This is a genomic window from Pseudomonas urethralis, from assembly GCF_021602465.1.
GTDB classification, from domain to species: domain Bacteria; phylum Pseudomonadota; class Gammaproteobacteria; order Pseudomonadales; family Pseudomonadaceae; genus Aquipseudomonas; species Aquipseudomonas vlassakiae.
Window position 1 is genome coordinate 71,139 of record NZ_BQIJ01000006.1, and the last position, 21,238, is coordinate 92,376.

At 64.1% G+C, this 21,238-nt stretch carries 17 protein-coding genes; 14 read left to right on the forward strand and 3 right to left on the reverse strand.

Going from position 1 to position 21,238, the window contains the following annotated elements; genetic code table 11:
• Positions 1–29: 29 nt before the first annotated feature.
• The 9 genes from L6D64_RS11885 (at position 30) to L6D64_RS11925 (ending at position 9,440) form a co-directional block, all read left to right on the forward strand.
• A complete protein-coding gene (locus tag L6D64_RS11885; protein ID WP_176509164.1) occupies positions 30–779 on the forward strand; it encodes a GntR family transcriptional regulator in 750 nt (249 codons plus the stop codon).
• A complete protein-coding gene (locus tag L6D64_RS11890) occupies positions 776–2,500 on the forward strand; it encodes a fumarate reductase/succinate dehydrogenase flavoprotein subunit (RefSeq protein WP_176509163.1) in 1,725 nt (574 codons plus the stop codon). The genes L6D64_RS11885 and L6D64_RS11890 overlap by 4 nt, the downstream gene beginning before the upstream one ends.
• 38 nt (positions 2,501–2,538) lie before the next feature.
• A complete protein-coding gene (locus L6D64_RS11895; protein ID WP_054887076.1) occupies positions 2,539–2,784 on the forward strand; it encodes a 4Fe-4S dicluster domain-containing protein in 246 nt (81 codons plus the stop codon).
• 121 nt (positions 2,785–2,905) lie between these two features.
• A complete protein-coding gene (locus L6D64_RS11900) occupies positions 2,906–4,312 on the forward strand; it encodes an ABC transporter substrate-binding protein (RefSeq protein ID WP_176509162.1) in 1,407 nt (468 codons plus the stop codon).
• Between the two features lie 15 nt (positions 4,313–4,327).
• Positions 4,328–5,110 carry an ABC transporter permease gene (locus L6D64_RS11905; protein ID WP_176509161.1) on the forward strand — a complete coding sequence of 261 codons (783 nt, stop codon included), beginning with the start codon at positions 4,328–4,330 and terminating at the stop codon, positions 5,108–5,110.
• Complete coding sequence (locus L6D64_RS11910) at positions 5,110–5,961, forward strand: ABC transporter ATP-binding protein (protein WP_176509160.1); 852 nt, start codon at positions 5,110–5,112, stop codon at positions 5,959–5,961. The genes L6D64_RS11905 and L6D64_RS11910 overlap by 1 nt, the downstream gene beginning before the upstream one ends.
• Positions 5,958–6,923 carry a HEAT repeat domain-containing protein gene (locus L6D64_RS11915; RefSeq protein ID WP_176509159.1) on the forward strand — a complete coding sequence of 322 codons (966 nt, stop codon included), beginning with the start codon at positions 5,958–5,960 and terminating at the stop codon, positions 6,921–6,923. Before L6D64_RS11910 ends, L6D64_RS11915 begins: the two co-directional genes overlap by 4 nt.
• On the forward strand, positions 6,923–7,204 hold the full coding sequence (locus L6D64_RS11920) for a DUF971 domain-containing protein (RefSeq protein ID WP_176509158.1): 282 nt from the start codon (positions 6,923–6,925) through the stop codon (positions 7,202–7,204). Before L6D64_RS11915 ends, L6D64_RS11920 begins: the two co-directional genes overlap by 1 nt.
• A 64-nt stretch (positions 7,205–7,268) precedes the next feature.
• A complete protein-coding gene (locus L6D64_RS11925) occupies positions 7,269–9,440 on the forward strand; it encodes a dermonecrotic toxin domain-containing protein (protein ID WP_176509157.1) in 2,172 nt (723 codons plus the stop codon).
• Here L6D64_RS11925 and L6D64_RS11930 read toward each other — a convergent pair.
• A complete protein-coding gene (locus tag L6D64_RS11930; protein ID WP_176509156.1) occupies positions 9,437–10,300 on the reverse strand; it encodes an ABC transporter ATP-binding protein in 864 nt (287 codons plus the stop codon). The two genes, L6D64_RS11925 and L6D64_RS11930, sit on opposite strands and share 4 nt — an antisense overlap.
• On the reverse strand, positions 10,297–11,892 hold the full coding sequence (locus L6D64_RS11935) for an ABC transporter permease (RefSeq protein WP_236192447.1): 1,596 nt from the start codon (positions 11,890–11,892) through the stop codon (positions 10,297–10,299). Before L6D64_RS11935 ends, L6D64_RS11930 begins: the two co-directional genes overlap by 4 nt.
• A gap of 297 nt (positions 11,893–12,189) precedes the next feature.
• Between L6D64_RS11935 and L6D64_RS11940 the strand changes: the two genes are divergently transcribed.
• Both L6D64_RS11940 and L6D64_RS11945 read left to right on the forward strand, forming a co-directional pair.
• Complete coding sequence (locus L6D64_RS11940) at positions 12,190–13,227, forward strand: ABC transporter substrate-binding protein (RefSeq protein WP_176509155.1); 1,038 nt, start codon at positions 12,190–12,192, stop codon at positions 13,225–13,227.
• 36 nt (positions 13,228–13,263) lie between these two features.
• Entirely contained in the window at positions 13,264–14,169 is a 906-nt protein-coding gene (locus tag L6D64_RS11945) for a TauD/TfdA dioxygenase family protein (RefSeq protein ID WP_176509154.1), read from the forward strand.
• An 87-nt stretch (positions 14,170–14,256) separates the two neighbouring features.
• Here the strand turns inward: L6D64_RS11945 and L6D64_RS11950 are convergent, their stop codons facing one another.
• On the reverse strand, positions 14,257–15,171 hold the full coding sequence (locus L6D64_RS11950; protein WP_176509153.1) for a LysR family transcriptional regulator: 915 nt from the start codon (positions 15,169–15,171) through the stop codon (positions 14,257–14,259).
• A gap of 193 nt (positions 15,172–15,364) precedes the next feature.
• Between L6D64_RS11950 and L6D64_RS11955 the strand changes: the two genes are divergently transcribed.
• The 3 genes from L6D64_RS11955 (at position 15,365) to gabD (ending at position 21,135) form a co-directional block, all read left to right on the forward strand.
• Positions 15,365–17,701 carry a TonB-dependent receptor gene (locus L6D64_RS11955; RefSeq protein ID WP_176509152.1) on the forward strand — a complete coding sequence of 779 codons (2,337 nt, stop codon included), beginning with the start codon at positions 15,365–15,367 and terminating at the stop codon, positions 17,699–17,701.
• Between the two features lie 18 nt (positions 17,702–17,719).
• Positions 17,720–19,396, forward strand: a complete 1,677-nt coding sequence (locus L6D64_RS11960) for an aryl-sulfate sulfotransferase (RefSeq protein WP_176509151.1) — start codon at positions 17,720–17,722, stop codon at positions 19,394–19,396.
• A 296-nt stretch (positions 19,397–19,692) separates the two neighbouring features.
• Positions 19,693–21,135 (forward strand): NADP-dependent succinate-semialdehyde dehydrogenase, encoded by a 1,443-nt coding sequence (gabD, locus tag L6D64_RS11965; RefSeq protein WP_176509150.1) that lies wholly within the window; start codon positions 19,693–19,695, stop codon positions 21,133–21,135.
• Positions 21,136–21,238 lie beyond the last annotated feature (103 nt).

Genomic DNA, 21,238 nt, shown 5'->3' on the forward strand with positions numbered 1-21,238 from the left:
TAACAAGTAATCGATCAGCGAAGAGAATCATGGCCGAACTGCTCCCCCTGTCCCCGGTACCGCTCTACACCCAGCTCAAGGAACTGCTGCGCGAGCGCATCCTCGACGGTACTTATCCACCGCACAGTCGCATGCCCTCGGAAAGCGAGCTGGGCAAGGCTTTCGAGGTCAGCCGTATCACCGTGCGCCAGGCGCTGGGTGACCTGCAGAAAGAAGGACTGATCTTCAAGATTCACGGCAAAGGCACCTTCGTCGCCAAGCCCAAGGCGTTCCAGAACGTCAGCACCCTGCAGGGCCTGGGCGAGTCGATGACGCAGATGGGCTACGAGGTGATCAACCGCCTGCGCAGCTTCCGTCATGTGCCGGCCAATGCGCTGGTCGCTGCGCGGCTGCAGGTCGAGGAGGGTAGCCTGGTTACCGAGATCCGCCGGGTGCGCTTGATCAACCGCGAGCCGGTGTCGCTGGAGCTGACCTGGCTGCCCAAGGCCGTCGGCGAGAAGCTGGAAAAGGCCGACCTGGTCACCCGCGACATCTTCCTGCTGCTGGAAAACGACTGCGGCATTGCGCTGGGCCACGCCGACCTGGCCATTGACGCGGTGTTGGCAGACAGCGACCTGACCCAGGCGCTGGAGGTGGAAGAAGGCGCGCCGATCATGCGCATCGAGCGCCTCACCCACGCTGCCGACGGCACGCCGCTGGACTTCGAACACCTGTATTACCGCGGCGATGCCTTCCAGTACCGCCTGCGCATCGACCGTCAGAAGGGGAGCAAGGCATGAGCATCGAGACCCAGGACTACGACATCATCGTCATCGGTGGCGGCACCGCCGGGCCGATGGCGGCGATCAAGGCCAAGGAGCACGACAAGCGCCTGCGCGTACTGCTGCTGGACAAGGCCAACGTCAAGCGCAGCGGCGCCATCAGCATGGGCATGGACGGCCTGAACAACGCCATCATTCCCGGCCATGCCACGCCCGAGCAGTACACCAAGGAAATCACCGTGGCCAACGACGGCATCGTCAACCAGGCCGCCGTGCATGCCTATGCCACCCACAGTTTCGAAACCATCGAGCAACTCGACCGCTGGGGCGTCAAGTTCGAAAAGGACGAGACTGGCGACTACGCGGTGAAGAAGGTCCACCACATGGGCGCCTATGTGCTGCCCATGCCTGAAGGTCACGACATCAAGAAAGTGCTCTATCGCCAGCTCAAGCGCGCCCGGGTCGAGATCAGTAACCGCATGGTTTGCACCCGTGTGCTGCTCGACGCCGAAGGCGCGGCTGCCGGTGTCATGGGTTTTGATTGCCGCACGGGCGAGTTTCGCGTGGTACGGGCCAAGGCGGTGATCCTTGCCTGCGGCGCTGCCGGGCGCCTGGGCCTGCCATCCTCGGGGTACCTGATGGGCACCTACGAGAACCCGACCAATGCCGGCGACGGCTATGCCATGGCCTACCACGCTGGCGCCGAGCTGGCCAACCTCGAGTGTTTCCAGATCAACCCGCTGATCAAGGACTACAACGGCCCGGCCTGCGCCTACGTCACCGGCCCCCTTGGTGGCTACACCGCCAACAGCAAGGGCGAACGCTTCATCGAGTGCGATTACTGGAGCGGGCAGATGATGTGGGAGTTCCACCAGGAACTCGAAGGCGGCAACGGCCCGGTGTTCCTCAAGCTCGACCACCTGGCCGAAGAAACCATCCAGAACATCGAACAGATCCTGCACAGCAATGAGCGCCCCAGCCGCGGCCAGTTCCATGCCGGGCGTGGTACCGACTACCGCCAGCACATGGTCGAGATGCATATCTCCGAGATCGGCTTCTGCTCGGGGCATTCGGCGTCAGGGGTGTGGGTCAACGAGAAGGCCGAGACCAGCGTCAAGGGGTTGTATGCCGCCGGTGACATGGCTGCAGTGCCGCACAACTACATGCTCGGTGCGTTTACCTACGGCTGGTTTGCCGGTGTGAACGCGGCAAAGTACGTGGCCGAGCGGGAACTGGCCGAGGTCGATGCCGGGCAGGTCGAGCGCGAACGCACGCGAGTGTTCGCCCCGCTGCAGCGTGAGCATGGCCTGCCGCCGGCGCAGGTCGAGTACAAGCTGCGGCGCATGGTGAACGATTACCTGCAGCCGCCAAAGGTGACCAGGAAGATGGAAATCGGCCTGGCGCGCTTTGCCGAAATCGAACGTGATCTCGAACAGATGAAAGCCAGCAACCCGCATGAGCTGATGCGGGCGATGGAGGTCTCGGTGATTCGCGACTGTGCCGAGATGGCGGCGCGGGCCTCGCTGTTCCGTGAGGAGAGCCGCTGGGGCCTTTACCACCACCGCGTGGACTTCCCCGAGCGCAATGATGGTGAATGGTTCTGCCATTGCCATCTGAAAAAAGGCGAAGACGGTGAAATGACCAGCTTCAAGAAAGCCGTCGAACCGTACCTGATTGCGCTGGATGCCCAGGAACAGACTGCCTATGACCGGCTGCGGGTGAAAGCCGACGCTGCCTGAATGAAACAGAGGGCCGAAGGCCCCAAGGACCCCGTGAAATGGCCTACCAGCCCCAGGAAATCTTGTTCCGCAGCAGCGCCCCGGTAACCATCGACGAAGACAAGTGCATCGCCGAAAAGGGCTGCACCGTGTGTGTCGAGGTCTGCCCTATGGACCTGCTGGCGATCAACCCAGCCACGCAAAAGGCGTACATGGCATTCGACGAGTGCTGGTACTGCATGCCTTGCGAGAAAGACTGCCCCACCGGCGCGGTCAAGGTCGACATCCCGTACCTGCTGCGTTGACTCATCTGCGCCATCCGGGGAGCCACCGGACGCGCCCTCCTGCAATGCCCCTCGTTTCCCACCCCCAAGCCGGGCGGCGGAGACGATTCCAGCACTCAAAACGATTCGAGGGGAAACATCCATGCGCCTTGTAGCAACCGTGGCCGGCCTCGCGCTGGCGCTCACCGGGCTGAACGCCAGCGCCGAAACCATCCGCATCGCCATCGGTACCCAGGACACCACCATCAACTGCGCCACGGGCGGCCTGCTGATTCGCGAGCTGGGTCTGCTCGACAAGTACCTGCCGCACGATGGCAAGTACAAGGACGCCCACTACCAGATCGAGTGGAAGAACTTTACCAGCGGTGCACCGCTGACCAACGAGATGGTCGCCGGCAAGCTCGACTTCGGCGCCATGGCTGATTTCCCCGGTTCGTTCAACGGCGTCGCGCACCTGGATGCCGGCAAGCGCAGCCTGTTCATCAGCGTGCTGTCGGGCAGTGTGCATGGCAGTGGCAACGGTATCGTCGTGCCGGCGGCATCCAAGGTGCAGTCGCTGGCAGAGCTCAAGGGCAAGACCATCTCCGTGCCGTTCGCCTCGACCGCCCACGGCATGCTGCTGCGCGCCGTGGCAGCCCAGGGCTGGGACCCGCAGAACGACGTGCGGATCATCGCCCAGGCGCCGGAGATCGCCGGTTCCGCCTTGCGCAGCAACCGTATCGAAGCCCACGCCGACTTCGTACCGTTCGCCGAGCTGTTCCCCAATCGCGGCTTCGCCCGCAAGATTTACGACGGTGCCCAGGCCAACGCGCCGACGTTCCATGGCGCCCTGGTCGATGCCGACTACGCCAGGAAGTACCCGGAAGTGGTCACCGCCTACCTGCGCGCCAGCCTTGAAGCGGACCGCCTGATCGCGGCCGAACCGGAAAAGTACAGCGAGCTGATCGAAAAGGTCACCGGCATCGAGGCCGAGGTCAATTACCTGTTCCACGGCCCGCTTGGCCTGCAGACCCGTGACCTGACCTGGAAGCCTGAATACCGCCAGGCAGTGGCGACCTCCATCGACACGCTCAAGCTGCTGAAAAAGACCGATCGCGGTCTCGACACCGACCAGTTCATCGACGACCAGTACATCCGCGCAGCCTTCAAGCAGGACGGCCTGGATTACGACAAGGCGCTGAACAACTATGCGCCGCTGCCACTCAAGGCCAACGACGCGCTCACGGGCAAACCGATCACCGACTTCAGCCGCCTGGCGCAGATCTGGGTGCGCGGTGAGGCCAAGGTGCGCCACTACGCCTCGCCGGAAGCCGCCCTCGGCGCGCTGGCTCAGCTGGAACAGGACGGCAAGGACATTCGCGCCATCTACGCCCAGGCTGCCGACAGCGGCATCAAGCTGCTGGCCAATCAGGCCTGGTTCGTGCGCAATGCCAAGGGCGAACTGGCCGCCTTCCTGCTCAAGGACCAGGCCGAGCAGTACGCCAAGGCCCATGGCGGCGAAGCGCTTGACTTTGTCAGCGCCAACCAGAAGCTGGTCGCCCAGCGCTGACCGGGAGGCATCGAGATGACCCGCGACCTCAAGCGCTGGCCCGTGCGTCTGGTTTCGCTGCTGGCCTGCCTGCTGTTCTGGCAGGCGGCGGCCAGTGTCAAGCTGGACCTCGGCCTGCTGACCTTCACCTATGTTCCCACGCCGCAGGCGGTGCTGAGTGCGGCCTGGCAGTTGCTGACCTCCAGCACGCTGCTGGCGCACCTGGGCAGCAGCCTGTCGCGGGTGTTTGCCGGTTATGCCGCTGCTGCGCTGCTGGGTGTGAGCCTGGGGCTGCTGATCGGCCGCTCGAAATGGGCAGAGGACACCTTGCTGCCGCCGCTCGAAGTGCTGCGGCCGATACCGGCGGTGGCGTGGATCCCGCTGGCAATCCTGATGTTCCCGTCGTCGGAGCTGTCGATGGTGTTCATCACCTTCACCGGCGCGCTGTTCCCCATCCTGCTCAACACCGTGCATGGCGCGGAGGCCGTCGACCCGCGCCTGGTAGCCTCGGCGCGCAGCCTCGGTGCCGGGCGTTGGGCAATCCTGCGCGAAGTGGTATTGCCTGGCGCGTTGCCGAGCATCGTCACCGGCCTTGCCATCGGCATGGGCACCTCGTGGTTCTGCCTGGTCACTGCCGAGATGATCGCCGGGCAGTTCGGCATCGGCTACTACACCTGGGAGTCGTATACCTTGCAGAACTACCCGGACATCATCGTCGGCATGCTGCTGATCGGCGTACTGGGCATGGGCAGTAGCTCGCTGGTCAAGCACTTGGGTGCGCTGGTCACGCCCTGGTACCGCACACGGAGGGCTGCCTGATGAACCCCTGTCAACAGGCGCCGGGGCGGATCGAGGGGCAGGGCCTGTCGATCCGTCTGGGGCAGGGCGCTGAGGCCTTCGAGGCGGTGCAGCGCCTGGACTTCGCTGTGGAGCCGGGGGAGTTCGTCTGCATCCTCGGGCCTTCCGGTTGCGGCAAGTCGACCTTGCTCGGTGCCCTGGCCGGGCATCTGGTGCCCAGCAGCGGCCAGCTGAGCGTGGATGGCCAAGCCATCACCGGGCCCTCGCCGCAGCGCGGCATGGTATTCCAGCACCACACCTTGCTGCCGTGGCGCAGCGTGCTCGACAACGTCGCCTTTGGCCTGAAGATGCAAGGCCTGGGCAAGGCCGAACGCCGCCAACAGGCATACGACATGTTGCAACTGGTGGGCTTGGCGGACTTCGCCGAGCGCTGGCCCAGCCAGTTGTCCGGTGGCATGCAGCAGCGTGCCGAGATCGCCCGGGTGCTGATCAATCGCCCGCGCCTGCTGCTGATGGACGAGCCTTTCGGCGCCCTCGATGCGCAAACCCGTGCACGCATGCAGGAACTGCTGCTGGATATCTGGGGGCGCATTCGCACCACCGTGGTGTTCGTCACCCACGATATCGACGAAGCCTTGTTCCTGGCCGATCGCCTGCTGGTGATGAGCCCACGCCCCGGTCGCTTCATCGAGGACCTGCGCCTGGACTTTGCACGCCCGCGCCGTGCCAGCCTGCTGACCAGCGCTGAGTTCACCCACCTCAAACGCCATTGCCTGGCCTTGTTACGCCATGAAGAAGGCCGCGAATTGCCGCGCCTGACGCCGCTCGGCCTGCCGACCACTGAACACCCACCGTTAAGGATTGCGCTATGACGGAACGAAGCACCGACAACCCCGAAATTCTTGACCTGCTGCCACGCCTCGAAGCCGACGACGCGGGTGTGCGACGCATTGCCCTGATCGCGCTGGCCGACCTGGAAGACCCTGATGCCTTGCCGTGGCTGACCGATGCGCTGTTGGTCGATGGCGCCGACGAGGTGCGTGCCGAGGCCGCGCGGCTGCTGGAGGCCTGGGAAGAACCGGAAGTGGTGCAGGCACTGTGCGCGGCGCTGGCGGATGGCGCCGAAGCGGTTCGCCTGGCTGCCGCGCAGAGCCTCAGCGAGTTGAAGACCCCGGAAGCCGGGCAACTGATTTTGCCGTGGACGACCCATGCCGATGCTTTTGTCCGCGCCAGTGCCTTGCGCGCCCTGCGCGAACTGCGCCTGGAGGACGCTGCCAAGCCTGCGTTGCGGGCACTGGAGGACCAGGATGCGCTGGTGCGGCGCGAAGCGGTGGGGATCCTGGGTTGGCTCAAGCACGAGCCCGCGCTGCCTGCCTTGGCGAGACTGGCCGAGCATGAGCCCGACACCGAGGTACGTCGCGCAGCGATTGGCGCTTTGGGGCTTGCGCGTGACCTGGTCGTGTTGCCGGCGCTGGTTGGCGCCTTGCGCGATCCCGCCTGGCAAGTACGCGAAGAAGCCGCGACGACGCTGGGCAAGGTTGGCCATGCCCAGGCGGGGCCCGCCTTGGTGGTGGCGCTAGGGGATGACTTCTGGCAAGTGCGCTTGCGCGCTGCGCGCTCACTGGGCCGCCTGCGTCACACCGAGGCGCTGGATGCCTTGGCCGCCCTGTTGGGCCATGCCATCGCCAACCTGCGCAAGGAGGCGGCGCTGGCGCTCGGCGAACTGGGCCAGGCCCGTGCCCTGCCGGCGTTGCAGGCGGCTGAGGCGGACAGCGATCCGGAAGTGCGCAAGGCCGTGCGCATCGCCTTGGCGCAGCTGCGCGGGGCTGCGTGATGAACAGCCCCAGCGCAATCCGCAACCAACGCGAGGCGGGGCTGCTGAGCGTGCAGTGGCAGGATGCCGAGCAGGTCATCAGCCATGCGCGCTTGCGCGGTGCCTGCCCGTGTTCGCACTGCCGCGCCGCCCGCCTGCGCGGCGCTATTGGCGTGGTGCAGGACGATGTGCGAGTGGAGCACATCGAGCCGCAGGGTTACGGCGTGCAACTGCTGTTCAGCGATGGGCACCAACGGGGTATCTACCCCTGGGAATACTTGCGCGGACTGGGGGTGGCATAGGGGTATCCCCTTCCTCTTTTCGGGGCGGAGCAGCATCAAGGCTCTCGAACCGAGGAGCATGGGCATGACCGATCCATACGCGCAGAGCCTTGAGTGGCTAAAGGACGCCAAGACCATCCTGGAAAAGACCCGACGGTACCGTGAGGCGTTTCCTGACCTGCATTCACTGGCGCACGAGCAGGCAAGCGCTTACCTGCTGATGCAAACCGGCATGGCGCTGGACCCCGACCAGGTCTGGTGGCACCACTTCCGTAAGGGGGACAACCGGCGAGCCCGCAGTTTCACCGGGTGGACGCACCATCACGCACCGATCAGCTCACTGACCTTCACCGAGCTGTGGATCAGGCGTCTCGATGTCGAGTTGCAGGACGAAGATGCCGATACGATCTTTCGCCTGAACGGTTTTTACCGTGATGGCCCGGGTGCGCAGGCATTCGATGCGCAGAACGAAGTGAAGCTTGACCCGGTGAAGGTCAGGAAGCATTTCTGGGAGCTCGACTTTGCCAATGTGGTGCGTGAGCGCACGGATCGGTTCTGGAGCAATGAAGGCAAGGATCTGCCTGTGCTGCTCAAGGTCAGCTTCATCGCTGCCATCGAGAGCAGCCTGGTGGCTGGCCATGTCACCACCGAGGATCGCCAGCGGTTATGGGCGTGGATGGGGCTGGAAGCCGGGAAGCGCCTGAGCCTGGCCGGTTTGCGTGGCCCAGGCGGCACTGGCGATTACTCGGTTCGGCACTACCCGATGCACGGAGGAGGGCACTTGTTGACCTTCGCGCTGCGCAACGGCCGGTTTCTTCTGTATACCCCGACGGCGGACGTGGTGCTGCAGGCATTCGACGACGTGGCAGCCTTGCGCATCTGGGTTTCCAGGCAGTTGCATGGGGAGGAGGGCCAGAGCTGGTACGACTCCCTGCACAAGCCCTACGCCGAGGTTGACGAGGCCACGCGCAAGGCCGGGCTGCAGCGACTGCGCGAGCGCAGCGGTACCGGGCCGGCGCCACACTGGCCGTTCGGCCTGGGCGCCGAAGTGGCTCGGCCGCTGTTTGAACAGATGAGCGAATGGGTCAGGCATGACGTCGAGGCCAGCCATCGCATACTGGTCTCCAACAGCGACCTGCACAAACAATACTGGCGCCATGAGCTGGGGATCGCGATCACCGTGTTGAGTGTATTCGCCTTGGGGTGGCAGCCTCTCGGCATGGTGCTGTTCATGCTTGGCAGCGTTCGCCTGGGGCTGGATATTGATGCGTTGGTGAATGCTCCCAACAGGGTCCAGCGCAATGAAGCGTTCACTTCAGCCGTGTGCGACCTGCTGGTAATAGCGTTTTCCGTATATTCGGTGCTGACGGAATCGACGCCTGAGCAGTGGGATACCTACATGGAGGTGGACCAGGCTTCCAGCGACCTGGTTTCACGCGCTGTACGCCAGCGTCACAAAGCGTTGCTGAACCAGGCCGAGCTACCCGGGTTCGAGGGGCACATGGCGCCGACGGACGAGTTCGGTACGCCCCATGTGGCGCGTCAAGGCGAGCGCTTTTACAGCTTCAGGCACGAAGGTGAGGTGCACAACAACCTGATCGAGCAATACAGTGGCCACATGGCCAAGGTCAACGATGTGTTCAGTATCGGCAGGCAGCGCTTGGCCGCGGTACCTGAAGACGAGCTGCGGGCATTCCTCGACAACCTGTTCGACTCGATGGAGCAACTCCCACGCAGCGGCGCCAAGGTGCTGTGGCGTGGAGGCCGTGGCCCGCGAGTGACCATCGGAGCACGCTGGCGGGCCGGTGCAATTCGCCGAGGCGATGTGCTGGTCAGCACCGACATCACGTCGTTTACCGAGAGCCCCTACATCCCCCGACGGTTCATGCTGCCCAAGGAGGCGGTCGACCTGCCGTTGGCGCAGGTGGCGGAGCATTTCGATGACAACACCGTGTTGTACGAGCTGCTTGCCGATGGCCAGGCCAGCGGCGTGCCGGTGGCATCCCTGTCGTTGAACTGGCAGGAGGCCGAGGTGCTGTTCACTCCAGGGCGCTACTTTCGGATCGAGTCCGCCGGCGAGGTCAGCGGTACGCATTACCGTTTTCTGCGCATCCGCTTGCGCGAAGTGCCCAAGCCCACCGACAAACCGATCTACGCCATGCGCACCGGCCTGCCGTTCGATCGTCATGCCTACCAGCAGCTGGTGCAGCATGACGCTGTGGTCGAGCGCTTCTTCCCCGCAGCGGCTTGGACCTAAAGAGCGATCAGTTCAGGCCGCAGACCTTCCACCCGACGTGCTGGCGGCGGCAGGTAGCCGCCGTCACCGGTGATCTGGTGCAGAACCCGCTCGCGCAATCCGTGCAGGGCCACACCGGTACGCAGGCGCGGGTGCGGCAGGTCGATGTCCACCACCGACTTGATCCGCCCGGGGCGTGGTTCCAGCACCACGACCCGGTCGGCAAGGTAGGTGGCTTCTTCAGCGTCGTGGGTCACCAGCAATGTGGTGATACCGGCACGTTCGCGAATGGCCAGCAGTTCGTCCTGCAGCTGCTGGCGGGTCAGAGCGTCAAGCGCGCCGAACGGCTCGTCGAGCAACAGGATGCGCGGGCTGGCCACCAGGCCACGGGCAATCGCTACACGCTGGGCCATGCCGCCGGACAGCTGGTGCGGGTAGGCCGACTCGAAACCGACCAGGCCTACCAGTTGCACGAACTCGTGCACACGCCGGGCGCGCTCGCCCTGGGTCAGGTGTTCGTTGACCAGGCCCAGGGCGATGTTCTGTTCGACCGTCAGCCAGGGGAACAGCCGATGCTCCTGAAACACGATGCCGCGCTCGCCGCCGATGCCGCTGACCGCCTGGCCATCGATGCGGATGCTGCCGCTATAGTCGGTGTCCAGCCCGACCAGCAGGCGCAGCAGGGTCGACTTGCCGCAGCCCGAGGCGCCGACGATGGCGATGAACTCGCCTTCGTTGATGGCCAGGTTGAAGTTGCGGATGGCCTCGAAGGGCTGGCCATCGACGCTGAAGACCTTGCCGACGCCTTCGAAGCTGACCAGCGGCGGTGTGGTGTCGGCCTGATTGGCCGCGTGCAGGTGTGAAGCATTGAAGGCGTTCATGCGGTTCTCCAGCGCGTGGCGCGCGATTCGAGGCGTTGGCCGAGGGTGCCGAGCAGGGCGCCGACCAGGCCGATCAGGACCATCGCGGCCATCACCTGGTCCATGCGGAACAATTGCTGCGCGCCGATCATCAGGCTGGCGATGCCACCGTCCGAGGGCATGAAGTACTCAGCACCGATGGTGCCCAGCCAGGCGTAGATCAAGGACAGGCGCAAGCCGGCGAATATCGCCGGTGCGGCGCCGGGCAGCACCAGCAGACGCAGGCGTTGCCACAGGTTCAGGCGCAGTGTGCGGGCCGCTTCGCCCAGCTGTGGCGAGAGGCTGGCGATGCCGCGCTGGGTGGCGATCAGCAGCGGGAAGAATGCCGCCAGGCCGACGAACACGTGCTTGGCCCCTTCGCCGAGGCCGAACCAGGCCGTGAGCAAGGGGACCCAGGCAAACAGCGCCACTTGCCGCAGGGCCGATAGGCTTGGCCCGAACAGGCGTTCGGCCTTTGGCGACAGCCCCAGCAGCAACCCGCTCAGCAAGCCGGCGCCGCCACCCAGGAGCAGGCCGGTCAGGGTGCGCTGCAGGCTCAGCAGCATGGCTTCTGGCAGCGAGCCGTCGGCCAGGCCGCTGAACAGCGCGCGCAGCACATCCAGCGGCGAAGCGAGGATGTTCGGGTCGATCCAGCCCAGGCTATTGCTCGCCTGCCACAGCGCCAGCAATGCCACTGGCAGCAGCAGGCTTTGCCAGCCCCGTGGAATGGGCCCGCGCTGCTGTTCGCCGGTGGCCGGTTGAGGCCAGAACAGCAGGCGCTTTTCCAGGGTCGAGAAGCCGCGCTCCAGCAGTGCACCGACCAGACCGATCACCAGGATGCACAACAGCACCAGATCGAGCATGAACAGCTGCCTGCCCCAGACCATCAGGTAGCCGATGCCCTCGCTGGAGGCCAGCAATTCCACGGCGAGCAACGACGTCCAGCCGGTCGCCAGGGCCAGGCGCACCCCAGTGAGGAAGGCGGGCAGGGCCGCTGGCAGCAACAGGCGCAGAAACAACAGGTGACGCGGCAGGCGCAGCGCGGCGGCGGCTTCGCGCAGCTTCGGCTGCGCGTCGCGCACGCCGACCAGCGTGTGCAGGGTGACCGGCACCACGACGGCTTTCACCAACACCACCAGCTTGAGCAGTTCGCCGATACCGAAGAACAGCATGAACAGCGGAATCCAGGCCAGGGTAGGGATTTGCGCCAGGGCCACGAAGGTTGGCAGCACCCAGGTCTGCGCGTGGCGTGAGGTGCCCAGCCATGTGCCGAGCAGCAAGCCACAGCCGACGCCCGTCAGCAGCCCCCAGAACAGCCGCTGCAGACTTATCCACAGGTGCCCCCAAAGCTCACCGGAGCCAAACTCCAGCGCGCTTTGCCACACCAGTGAGGGCGCCGGCAGGATCTGCTCGCTCATCCAGCGCTGCTGGCTCGCCACGCACCACAGCAGGGCAATGCACACCGGCACTGCCCATGGCAAGACGCGACCCACGCGGGAGCGGCCGTGCGCCGTGATTGGGGCGCGCAGTGGCCAGCGAAGCCAACCCCGCCCTTTGGTCAGAACTCCATTCATCGGCCATCTCTCGAAGCGTTTCAATGTTATTCACTTATGGAATTAAAAAATTACACAAGCGATATTCAAGAGATAAGAGCATGCAAGCCATGCATGCGGAACCCCCTCGCCGTTGCGTTTTCCTCATATTTTCCATGCGTTTCCCGCAAGCCACCCCGCGCCCCGCATGAATCCTCGTTTATGTCTTTCCGTTACTGAAAAATGAAGTTTTGATCTTTGTAGGTTCTAACCAGACCTGCCTAGCTTCTGGCCAACGCGCCGGCCATCGCCGGTGGCAGCCTGCCAAGGAGCCTTGCCATGAAAACCCCGCTTCGCCACCTGATCACCGCACTCGGCCTGGCCTTTACCCTGGGCGCCCACGCAGCCGAGCCGGCCAAGCCGGAAAGCATCCGCATCGCGGTGCCCGACCTCAGCGCCGGCAGCAAGCACAGTGCGGGCGGTGTGGTCGACGTACTGCGCGACCAGCAGCTGCTGGAAAAGGAATTTGCCAAAGACGGCATCCGCATCGACTGGCACTTCTTCAAGGGCGCAGGCCCCGTGGTCAACGAAGCCCTGGCCAATGGCCAGGCCGACTTCGCCTACCTGGGCGACCTGGCGGCGATCGTCGGCAAGGCCAACGGCCTCGACACCCGTGTGCTGTCGGCCGGGGTGCGTGGGGTGAAGAGCTATCTGGGCGTAGTGCCGGGGTCCGGCATCAAGTCCCTGCACGACCTCAAGGGCAAGCGCGTGGCGGTGTTCCGCGGCACCGCCAACCAGTTGTCGTTCGCCAGCGCGCTGGCCAGCCAGGGGTTGTCCGAGCGCGACCTGAAAGTGATCAACCTCGACTTCAACGCCGCCAACGCTGCGCTGGCTGCAAAACAGATCGACGCCACCTGGGGGCTTTCCAACCTGTTGTCGCTGCGTGAGCGCGGGCTGGTCGAGCTGCCGGTCAACTCCCGCGACCTGGCGGGCGCCGGCAGCACCCAGGCGGTGTTGCTCGGCACGGGCGATTTCATTCGCAAATACCCCGAGCTGGTGCAGCGCCTGGTCAATGCCCAGGAGCAGGCCACCAACTGGCTGCGCGACGAGCGTAACCGCGAGGCTTACGTCGAGCTGGTTGCGAACAACGCCAACTGGCCACGCAGCATCCTCAGCGATGACCTGGCCAACGAAGACCTGGCCCATTACTTCGATCCTCGCCTGGACGCCGATTTCATCGCCCAGTTGCAGCAGGGCGTCGACCTGGCCGCACGCGAGCGCCTGATCCGCCGTGGCTTCCAGGTTTCAGAGTGGGTCGAACCGCGTTTCCTCGATACCGCACTGCAATCCCAACAGGCCGTGCAGGCCGCCCGCTGAACCCCAAAACCGACCATGACCGCAAGGACCACGACCATGAGCAATGCCGCACTAGCCTCAGCGCCACACGCCCTCGAACTCGACATCCAACCGGTTGCCGGCCGCATCGGCGCCGAAATCCGTGGGGTGAAGCTGTCTGCCGACCTCGATGCCGCCACCGTCGACGCCATCCAGGCGGCGCTGGTGAAGCACAAGGTGATTTTCTTCCGTGGCCAGACCCACCTGGACGACCAGGCCCAGGAAGGCTTTGCCAAGCTGCTCGGCGAGCCGGTCGCCCACCCCACCGTGCCAGTGGTGGACGGCACCAGCTACCTGCTGCAACTGGACGGCGCCGAAGGCCAGCGGGCCAACTCCTGGCACACCGACGTGACCTTCGTCGAGGCCTACCCCAAGGCCTCGATCCTGCGTAGCGTGGTGGCGCCGGCTTCCGGCGGCGACACCGTCTGGGCCAACACGGCCGCGGCCTACCAGGAGTTGCCTGAGCCGCTGCGCGAGCTGGCTGACAAGCTGTGGGCGGTGCACAGCAACGAATATGACTATGCGAGCGTCAAGCCTGATGTCGACCCGGCCAAGCTTGAGCGTTATCGCAAGGTGTTCACCTCGACCGTCTACGAGACCGAGCACCCGGTGGTGCGCGTACACCCGATCAGTGGTGAACGGGTGTTGCAACTGGGCCATTTCGTCAAGCGCATCAAAGGTTATTCGCTGGCTGACTCGCAGCACCTGTTTGCGCTGTTGCAGGGGCATGTGACGCGGCTGGAGAACACCGTGCGCTGGCGCTGGCAGGCGGGCGATGTGGCGATCTGGGATAACCGCGCCACGCAGCATTATGCCGTGGATGACTACGGCACCCAGCCACGCGTGGTGCGGCGGGTGACGTTGGCCGGTGAAGTGCCGGTGGGCGTGGATGGCCAGTTGAGCCGGACAACCCGCAAGGGGTAGGCCTGGTATCAAGGCCTTGAGATGGACCCTGTGGGAGCGGGTTAATCGGAGCGCCGAACCCGCTTCCACAGCGAATACGGTCAGTCCTCAGATTTCGGCATCACAGGCGATCAACTGCCTGACCAACCCTTGAGCCAGCGGCGACAAGCCATACCCCACCCGGCTCACCACCCCATAGCGGGTGTAAAACGCCTCTTCCTGCTCCGGTAGCAGGTCCACCAGTTTCAACGCCACCAGTCCCCCCTCCCTGTGGTAGGGCCGCAAGTTGGCATTGCAGGCAATGCCAATGGTGTCCGATTGCATCACCACGTTCAGCAGGGCGTACCCATGCTCGCATTCCACCGTTGGCAGAAAGTCCTGGCGGCCGCTCAGGTCGCTGAGGATCTTGCGGATGTTTGGCGGCCGGAAAGTGGTGGCCAGCGGGTAGTCGAACACGTCCCGCGCACGCACTTCATTCTGCTCGGTCAGCGGGTGCCCGGCCCGACAGCAGAAGTGCCAGCGCTGCGGTGCCAGCTTGTGCACGCGGTAGTCCGGGTCGGACTCGAACTGGCGCGTATCGGCAACGAAGAATTCGATCTCCTCGGCGATCAGCTTGCGGTTCAGCGCCTGCCAGTTATCCACCTGAAAGCAGGTGCGCGCCGCCGGGTATTCGGCCACGAAGCGCGCCACGGCCTTTGGCACCAGGCCGCCAGCCGGAGCCGGGCCGGAGCCGAAGCGCACCACGCCGGTGGTGGCGCCATTGAACTGGTGAATCTCGTTGACCAGGTTATGCGCGCCATGCACCAGGCGCCGCGAATGCTCCAGCACCAGCAAGCCCTGTCGAGTGGGTGAAAGCTCCTTGCTGGCACGGTCGACCAGACGACAGCCGATGTTGTGCTCCAGGGTCTGGATGCTGCGGCTGAAGGCCGATTGCGACAGATTCACCGCAGCCGCCGCAGCGACGAAACTGCGGTGTTCGACAAGGGCGATGAAGTGGCGGAGCTGGCGTAGGTCGATATGCATTTTCTACATGAAAACTTTCGGTCGAATGCAATTGATGAAGAGGGTCAGCCCCCTTATAAAGGGAGTCACTTATTCCACAAAATATGATTTACAAATATTTATATCTCTTAAAAGAATATAAGCCCAACTGACCGCGATTCGGTTCCGCCAACGGAAATGCTCGCCCAGGGCCGCAGCCTCAAGGAGCACTTGCATGTCCGGACTTTCCCGTTGGCCTGCGCGCGCGTCGCGCTTTACCTTGCAACCCTTGGCCGCCGGCGTGTTGCTGGCAGCATCCAGCGGCAGCTTTGCCGAAGAACCCGTCAGCACCACGCCGGCCGTGGAGCAGGAAGCCAAGCTCGGTACGGTCACGGTCAATGCCCGCCGCCGCGAGGAAACCGCGCAGAGCGTGCCCACGCCCATCAGTGTGCTCAGCAGCGAAACCCTGGAAACCCAGCGCATCTACCGTGTGCAGGATCTGCAACAGCTGGTGCCCAGCACCAACGTCGCCTACGTGCATGCACGGCAGTCGAGCATCTCGATTCGTGGCCTGGGCAACAATCCGGCCAGTGATGGCCTGGAAGGCAGCGTCGGCATCTATCTGGACAACGTCTACCTCGGCCGGCCGGGCATGGCGGTGTTCGACCTGCTCGACGTCGACCAGCTGGAAGTGCTGCGCGGCCCGCAGGGTACGCTGTTCGGCAAGAACACCACGGCGGGGGTGCTGAACATCACCACGCGCAAACCGACCTTCCACCCCGAGGGGAGCATTCAGCAATCGATTGGCGAGGACGGCTACCTGCAGACCCAGGGCAGTTACTCCGGGCCGATCACCGAGACGCTGGCCGGGCGCATCAGTGCCTACCACACCGAAGACGATGGTTATGTAAAGAACATCCACAACGGCGACGAGCTCAACGGTGGCAAACGTCAGGGCTTTCGTACCCAGCTGCTGTTCAAGCCGAGCGAAACCTTCAACCTGCGCTGGATCGGTGAGTACAACGAAGAAGATTCCAACAACGGCATCCTCAGCCTCTACAGCACCGGGCCGACCATCAATGGCGTCAACCGCTACGAAAGCCTGGCCGCCCAGGCGGGCGCGACGCTGGTATCGGGCAAGGACCGCAAGGTCAATTTCGATGCCGACCAGCAGGTGACCGTGTTCCAGGGCGGTACCTCGGTGGAGGCCAACTGGACCCTGCCCAATGACTTCACCCTGACTTCGATCAGCGCCTACCGCTGGTGGGACTTCACCCCGCGTAATGACGACGGCCTCAATGTGCCGGTGTTCTACAGCGCCGGGGTGTCGGTACGCGACAAGCAGTACTCCCAGGAAATCCGCCTGGCGTCGCCCACCGGTGGCGTCTTCGACTATGTGCTCGGCGCGTACTACTTCAAGCAGGACCTGGACAACAAGTCCTTCACCTATTACGGCCCTCAGGCGGACATCTGGAACATCACCCCGGCCGGCGCCCTGGCCAACGTCAATACCATCGGCAATGGCCATATCGATACCGACAGCTACGCGCTGTTCACCCAGGGCACCTGGCACCTCACCGATCGCCTGGACTTCACCGCCGGCATCCGCGGCACCTACGAGGAAAAGAGCGCCTGGGTGACCCGCGACGCGCCAACCGGTGGTGCTGCCGTAACCGGTGCGGCCGCCGCTGCGCGCCAGGGCAGGGTGGGGGCGTACGATTCGGGCGACCTCAACCAGTACAGCTTCAGCCCTTCCGGGCTGCTGGGGCTGAGCTATCGCTTCAACGAGCAATTGCTCGGCTACGCCACCCTGACCCACGGCGAGAAGTCTGGTGGCGTCAACCTCACCGTCGGCGCCGCGCCGCGCCTGGGCACTGACTCGTTGCTGGTCGGCACCGAGCGCGCCAACAACGCCGAGTTGGGCCTCAAGAGCACGCTGTTCGATAACCGCCTGCAGCTCAACACCAACCTGTTCTGGACCGAGGTGCATGGCTACCAGGCCAACGTCTACGACCAGATCAACCGCGTGCAGTACCTGGCCAACGCAGGCAGCGTGCGCTCGCGAGGCCTGGAGTTCGAAGCCACGGCGCTGCCGATCAAAGGCCTGACGGTGAACTTCAACGGTTCGTGGAACGACGTGCGCTACCTGAAGTACGACGACGCACCGTGCCCGCCGGAAGTGAGCCTGGCCAATGCCACGGCCACCTGCGACCTGTCCGGCCACCAGGTGGTCGGCGCTTCCAAGTACATCGCCAACCTCAACGGCGAATACAAGTGGCAGGCCAGCCAGCATGTCGAGCCATACGTCACCGCGAGCTACGCGTTCCGCTCGAGGGCGGTGGGCACCATCGATGATTCCGACTTTGGCCAGATCCCCAGCTACGCGCTGGTCAACCTCTCCGCCGGTGTGCGCCTGGATCAAGGCGACGGCCTGATCGACCTGTCGCTGTGGGTGAAGAACGCCGGCGACAAGACCTATTTCACCAGCCTGTGGAACTCCGCCAATGGTGGATATGCCGGCGTGCTCGGTACCCCGCGCACCTTCGGCGCCACCGCCCGTTACGACTTCTGAGTAAAAAGGAGCTTTGCCATGAACGCCAAGACTGAAACCCCGATACTGCCCGAAGGCGCCTGCCTTACTGCCAAGGTCCCCGAGCGCACCGATGCGCTGCTCGGCGATGTGGTGGTCAACCCGTACCGCCTGGCGCCGCTGACCGCGATCATCCGCGATGGTGGGCGCAGCCTGAGCGCCGCCCATGTGCGGGTGCGCGGCAAGGGCGAGCGCGGTGTGGACATTGCCTACGAGGTGTCCGAGCGCTCGCTGTGGACCTATGGCGGCATCCCTGTATTCGGCCTGTACCCGGACTACGTCAACCAGGTGGAAGTGACCTACAAGCTCGACGGCGAGCGCATCCGCGAGCAGTACCAGATCTATGCTCCGGCCGTGCGCCTGCCGGTGGTGGCGAAGCAGACCGCCGCGCTGCCGGAGGTCGAACCGGTCAAGGTGGCGCCAGGCTTCGAGCAGCGCCTGTACCTGTTCAACCACCTGCAAGGTGATATTCCCGGTGGCCGTGCCTTCAAGTGGAACGGCCTGGGCGGCGCCGCGGAATGGGACCAGGTCGGCAACAACTGGATCTCCGACAGCAATGGTGACGTGCGCTGGTACCTGGACATCGAGCAGATCCACGACTCCAACCGCCGCGACGGCCTGGGCGGGACCATGGGCTTCCAGCAGACCCGCGACGGCAAGCTGATCTGGGGGCAGGGCCAGACCTACTCCAAGTTCGACCTGCTGGGCCGGCGTATCTGGCAGCGCAACCTGCCGGACAAGTTCGCCGACTTCTCCCACGAGATCCGCGAAACCGCCAACGGCACTTACCTGCTGCGCGTCGGCACCAGCGATTACCGGCGCCCGGACGGCAAGCGGGTGCGTTCGATACGAGACCACATCATCGAGGTCAACGAAGCCGGCGACGTGCTGGACTTCTGGGACCTGAACCAGATTCTCGACCCCTACCGCGGCGACTTGCTGGAAACCCTGGGCAAGGCGGCGATCCAGCTGCCAGAAGGTGTACAGAAGCAGGACGACCGCCTGGCCAACGAACTGGCCGAAGGTGACCTGCCGTTCGGTGATACCCCAGGGGTGGGCACCGGGCGCAACTGGGCCCATGTCAATGCCATCGACTACGACGCCGATGATGACAGCATTATCGTTTCAGCTCGCCATCAGGGTGTGGTGAAGATTGGTCGTGACAAACAGGTGAAGTGGATTCTCGCATCCCCTCAAGGCTGGCCGCAGCGCCTGCGCGAGAAGGTGCTGACCCCCGTCGAGAGCGAAGGCTTCGACTGGTCCTGGACCCAGCACACCGCCTGGCTTACCGGCAAGGGCACGCTGACCGTGTTCGATAATGGCTGGGGGCGCGACTTTGCCCCGACCAAGCTCAGTGGCAACTACAGCCGGGCGGTGGAGTACAAGATCGACGAAACCAAGGGCACGGTCGAGCAGGTCTGGGAGTACGGCAAGGAGCGCGGCGACGAGTGGTACAGCCCGGTGACCTCGGTGGTGGCCTACCGGCCGGAGACCGACACGCAGTTCATCTATTCGGCTTCGGTCAACTTCCTCACGCCCGAGAAGCTGACCACCACGGTGCTCAACGAGGTACGCCGGGGGACTCAGGAGGTGCTGGTGGAGCTCAAGGTACACAGCCGCCAGCCGGGGTCCGTTGGCTACCGGGCCCTGGTGATCGACCTGGCCAAGGCGTTCTGAGCTGGGTGGGCATGACGTAAATTCTGTATGGATGCATGCATCGAGCGCCGCCCGCGCGGCGCTCGATTCCGCAGGCACTGAAAATGCCATGGCAACCCCCGCCTTTCACATGTCTCCGCGCTCGATCGTCTAACCTGTAACGGCTTTTTCGGACTGGGTGTTCAACCATTCGTTCTTTTTTTCGAACAGCCTATTGTCCAACACCCCAGCACCCGCTTAGGATTCGTTTGAGATTTCAAACGCTCGATGCCCTGCCTTGGGCGCTTTTTACACAATCAACAATTCGGGAAGCCGACATGCAGCTCAAAGACGCTCAGTTGTTCCGCCAGCAAGCCTTCATCAACGGTGAGTGGCTGGATGCGGACAGCGGCCAGACCATCAAAGTGACCAACCCGGCCACTGGTGAAGTCATCGGTACCGTGCCGAAGATGGGCACCGCGGAAACCCGCCGCGCCATCGAAGCCGCCGACAAGGCCCTGCCGGCCTGGCGCGCACTGACCGCCAAGGAGCGTTCGGCCAAGCTGCGTCGCTGGTTCGAACTGATGATCGAGAACCAGGACGACCTGGCTCGCCTGATGACCACCGAGCAAGGCAAGCCACTGGCCGAAGCCAAGGGCGAAATCGCCTACGCCGCCTCGTTCATCGAGTGGTTCGCCGAAGAAGCCAAGCGCGTCTACGGCGACACCATCCCGGGCCATCAGCCAGACAAGCGTCTGATCGTCATCAAGCAGCCGATCGGCGTTACCGCGGCCATCACCCCGTGGAACTTCCCGGCCGCCATGATCACCCGTAAAGCCGGCCCGGCCCTGGCCGCTGGCTGCACCATGGTGCTCAAGCCTGCTTCGCAGACCCCATACTCCGCCTTGGCCCTGGTCGAGCTGGCCAACCGTGCCGGCATCCCGGCTGGCGTGCTGAGCGTCGTTACCGGCAGCGCTGGCGAAGTCGGCGGCGAGCTGACCGGCAACTCCCTGGTACGCAAGCTGTCCTTCACCGGCTCGACCGAAATCGGTCGCCAGCTGATGGAAGAATGCGCCAAGGACATCAAGAAGGTTTCCCTGGAGCTGGGCGGCAACGCTCCGTTCATCGTGTTCGACGACGCCGACCTGGACAAGGCGGTCGAGGGCGCGATCATCTCCAAGTACCGCAACAACGGCCAGACCTGCGTCTGCGCCAACCGTATCTACGTGCAGGATGGCGTCTACGACGCGTTCGCCCAGAAGCTGGCCGCTGCTGTCGCCAAGCTGAAGATCGGTAACGGCCTGGAAGAAGGCACCACCACTGGCCCGCTGATCGACGGCAAGGCTGTCGCCAAGGTCCAGGAACACATCGAAGACGCCGTAGGCAAAGGCGCCAAGGTGCTGTCCGGTGGCAAGCTGATCGAAGGCAACTTCTTCGAGCCGACCATTCTGGTCGACGTGCCGAACACCGCTGCTGTCGCCAAGGAAGAGACCTTCGGCCCACTGGCACCGCTGTTCCGCTTCAAGGACGAAGCCGAAGTGATCGCCATGTCCAACGACACCGAGTTCGGTCTGGCCTCGTACTTCTACGCCCGTGACATGAGCCGTGTGTTCCGTGTCGCCGAGGCCCTGGAATACGGCATGGTCGGCATCAACACCGGCCTGATCTCCAACGAAGTCGCGCCATTCGGCGGCATCAAGGCTTCGGGCCTGGGCCGCGAAGGTTCCAAGTACGGTATCGAGGACTACCTCGAAATCAAATACCTGTGCATCAGCGTCTGATCGCCAGGTAAAAGGCTTTACCTCTGCCAGCGGGGCGCGAGAGCGACGTCTCGCTGGCCTTTTTGACATCGCAGTACCTGGTGGGCAGGGCGTTTACGGCAGT

Excerpts from the sequence above, each read along its gene's own strand:
- gabD (WP_176509150.1), top strand. The coding sequence starts at position 19,693 with ATGCAGCTCAAAGACGCTCAGTTGTTCCGCCAGCAAGCCTTCATCAAC.
- L6D64_RS11945 (WP_176509154.1), top strand. The coding sequence starts at position 13,264 with ATGAGCAATGCCGCACTAGCCTCAGCGCCACACGCCCTCGAACTCGAC.
- L6D64_RS11940 (WP_176509155.1), top strand. The coding sequence starts at position 12,190 with ATGAAAACCCCGCTTCGCCACCTGATCACCGCACTCGGCCTGGCCTTT.
- L6D64_RS11915 (WP_176509159.1), top strand. The coding sequence starts at position 5,958 with ATGACGGAACGAAGCACCGACAACCCCGAAATTCTTGACCTGCTGCCA.
- L6D64_RS11925 (WP_176509157.1), top strand. The coding sequence starts at position 7,269 with ATGACCGATCCATACGCGCAGAGCCTTGAGTGGCTAAAGGACGCCAAG.
- L6D64_RS11930 (WP_176509156.1), bottom strand. The coding sequence starts at position 10,300 with ATGAACGCCTTCAATGCTTCACACCTGCACGCGGCCAATCAGGCCGAC.
- L6D64_RS11950 (WP_176509153.1), bottom strand. The coding sequence starts at position 15,171 with ATGCATATCGACCTACGCCAGCTCCGCCACTTCATCGCCCTTGTCGAA.
- L6D64_RS11910 (WP_176509160.1), top strand. The coding sequence starts at position 5,110 with ATGAACCCCTGTCAACAGGCGCCGGGGCGGATCGAGGGGCAGGGCCTG.
- L6D64_RS11895 (WP_054887076.1), top strand. The coding sequence starts at position 2,539 with ATGGCCTACCAGCCCCAGGAAATCTTGTTCCGCAGCAGCGCCCCGGTA.
- L6D64_RS11890 (WP_176509163.1), top strand. The coding sequence starts at position 776 with ATGAGCATCGAGACCCAGGACTACGACATCATCGTCATCGGTGGCGGC.
- L6D64_RS11955 (WP_176509152.1), top strand. The coding sequence starts at position 15,365 with ATGTCCGGACTTTCCCGTTGGCCTGCGCGCGCGTCGCGCTTTACCTTG.
- L6D64_RS11885 (WP_176509164.1), top strand. The coding sequence starts at position 30 with ATGGCCGAACTGCTCCCCCTGTCCCCGGTACCGCTCTACACCCAGCTC.
- L6D64_RS11920 (WP_176509158.1), top strand. The coding sequence starts at position 6,923 with ATGAACAGCCCCAGCGCAATCCGCAACCAACGCGAGGCGGGGCTGCTG.
- L6D64_RS11960 (WP_176509151.1), top strand. The coding sequence starts at position 17,720 with ATGAACGCCAAGACTGAAACCCCGATACTGCCCGAAGGCGCCTGCCTT.
- L6D64_RS11935 (WP_236192447.1), bottom strand. The coding sequence starts at position 11,892 with ATGAATGGAGTTCTGACCAAAGGGCGGGGTTGGCTTCGCTGGCCACTG.
- L6D64_RS11900 (WP_176509162.1), top strand. The coding sequence starts at position 2,906 with ATGCGCCTTGTAGCAACCGTGGCCGGCCTCGCGCTGGCGCTCACCGGG.
- L6D64_RS11905 (WP_176509161.1), top strand. The coding sequence starts at position 4,328 with ATGACCCGCGACCTCAAGCGCTGGCCCGTGCGTCTGGTTTCGCTGCTG.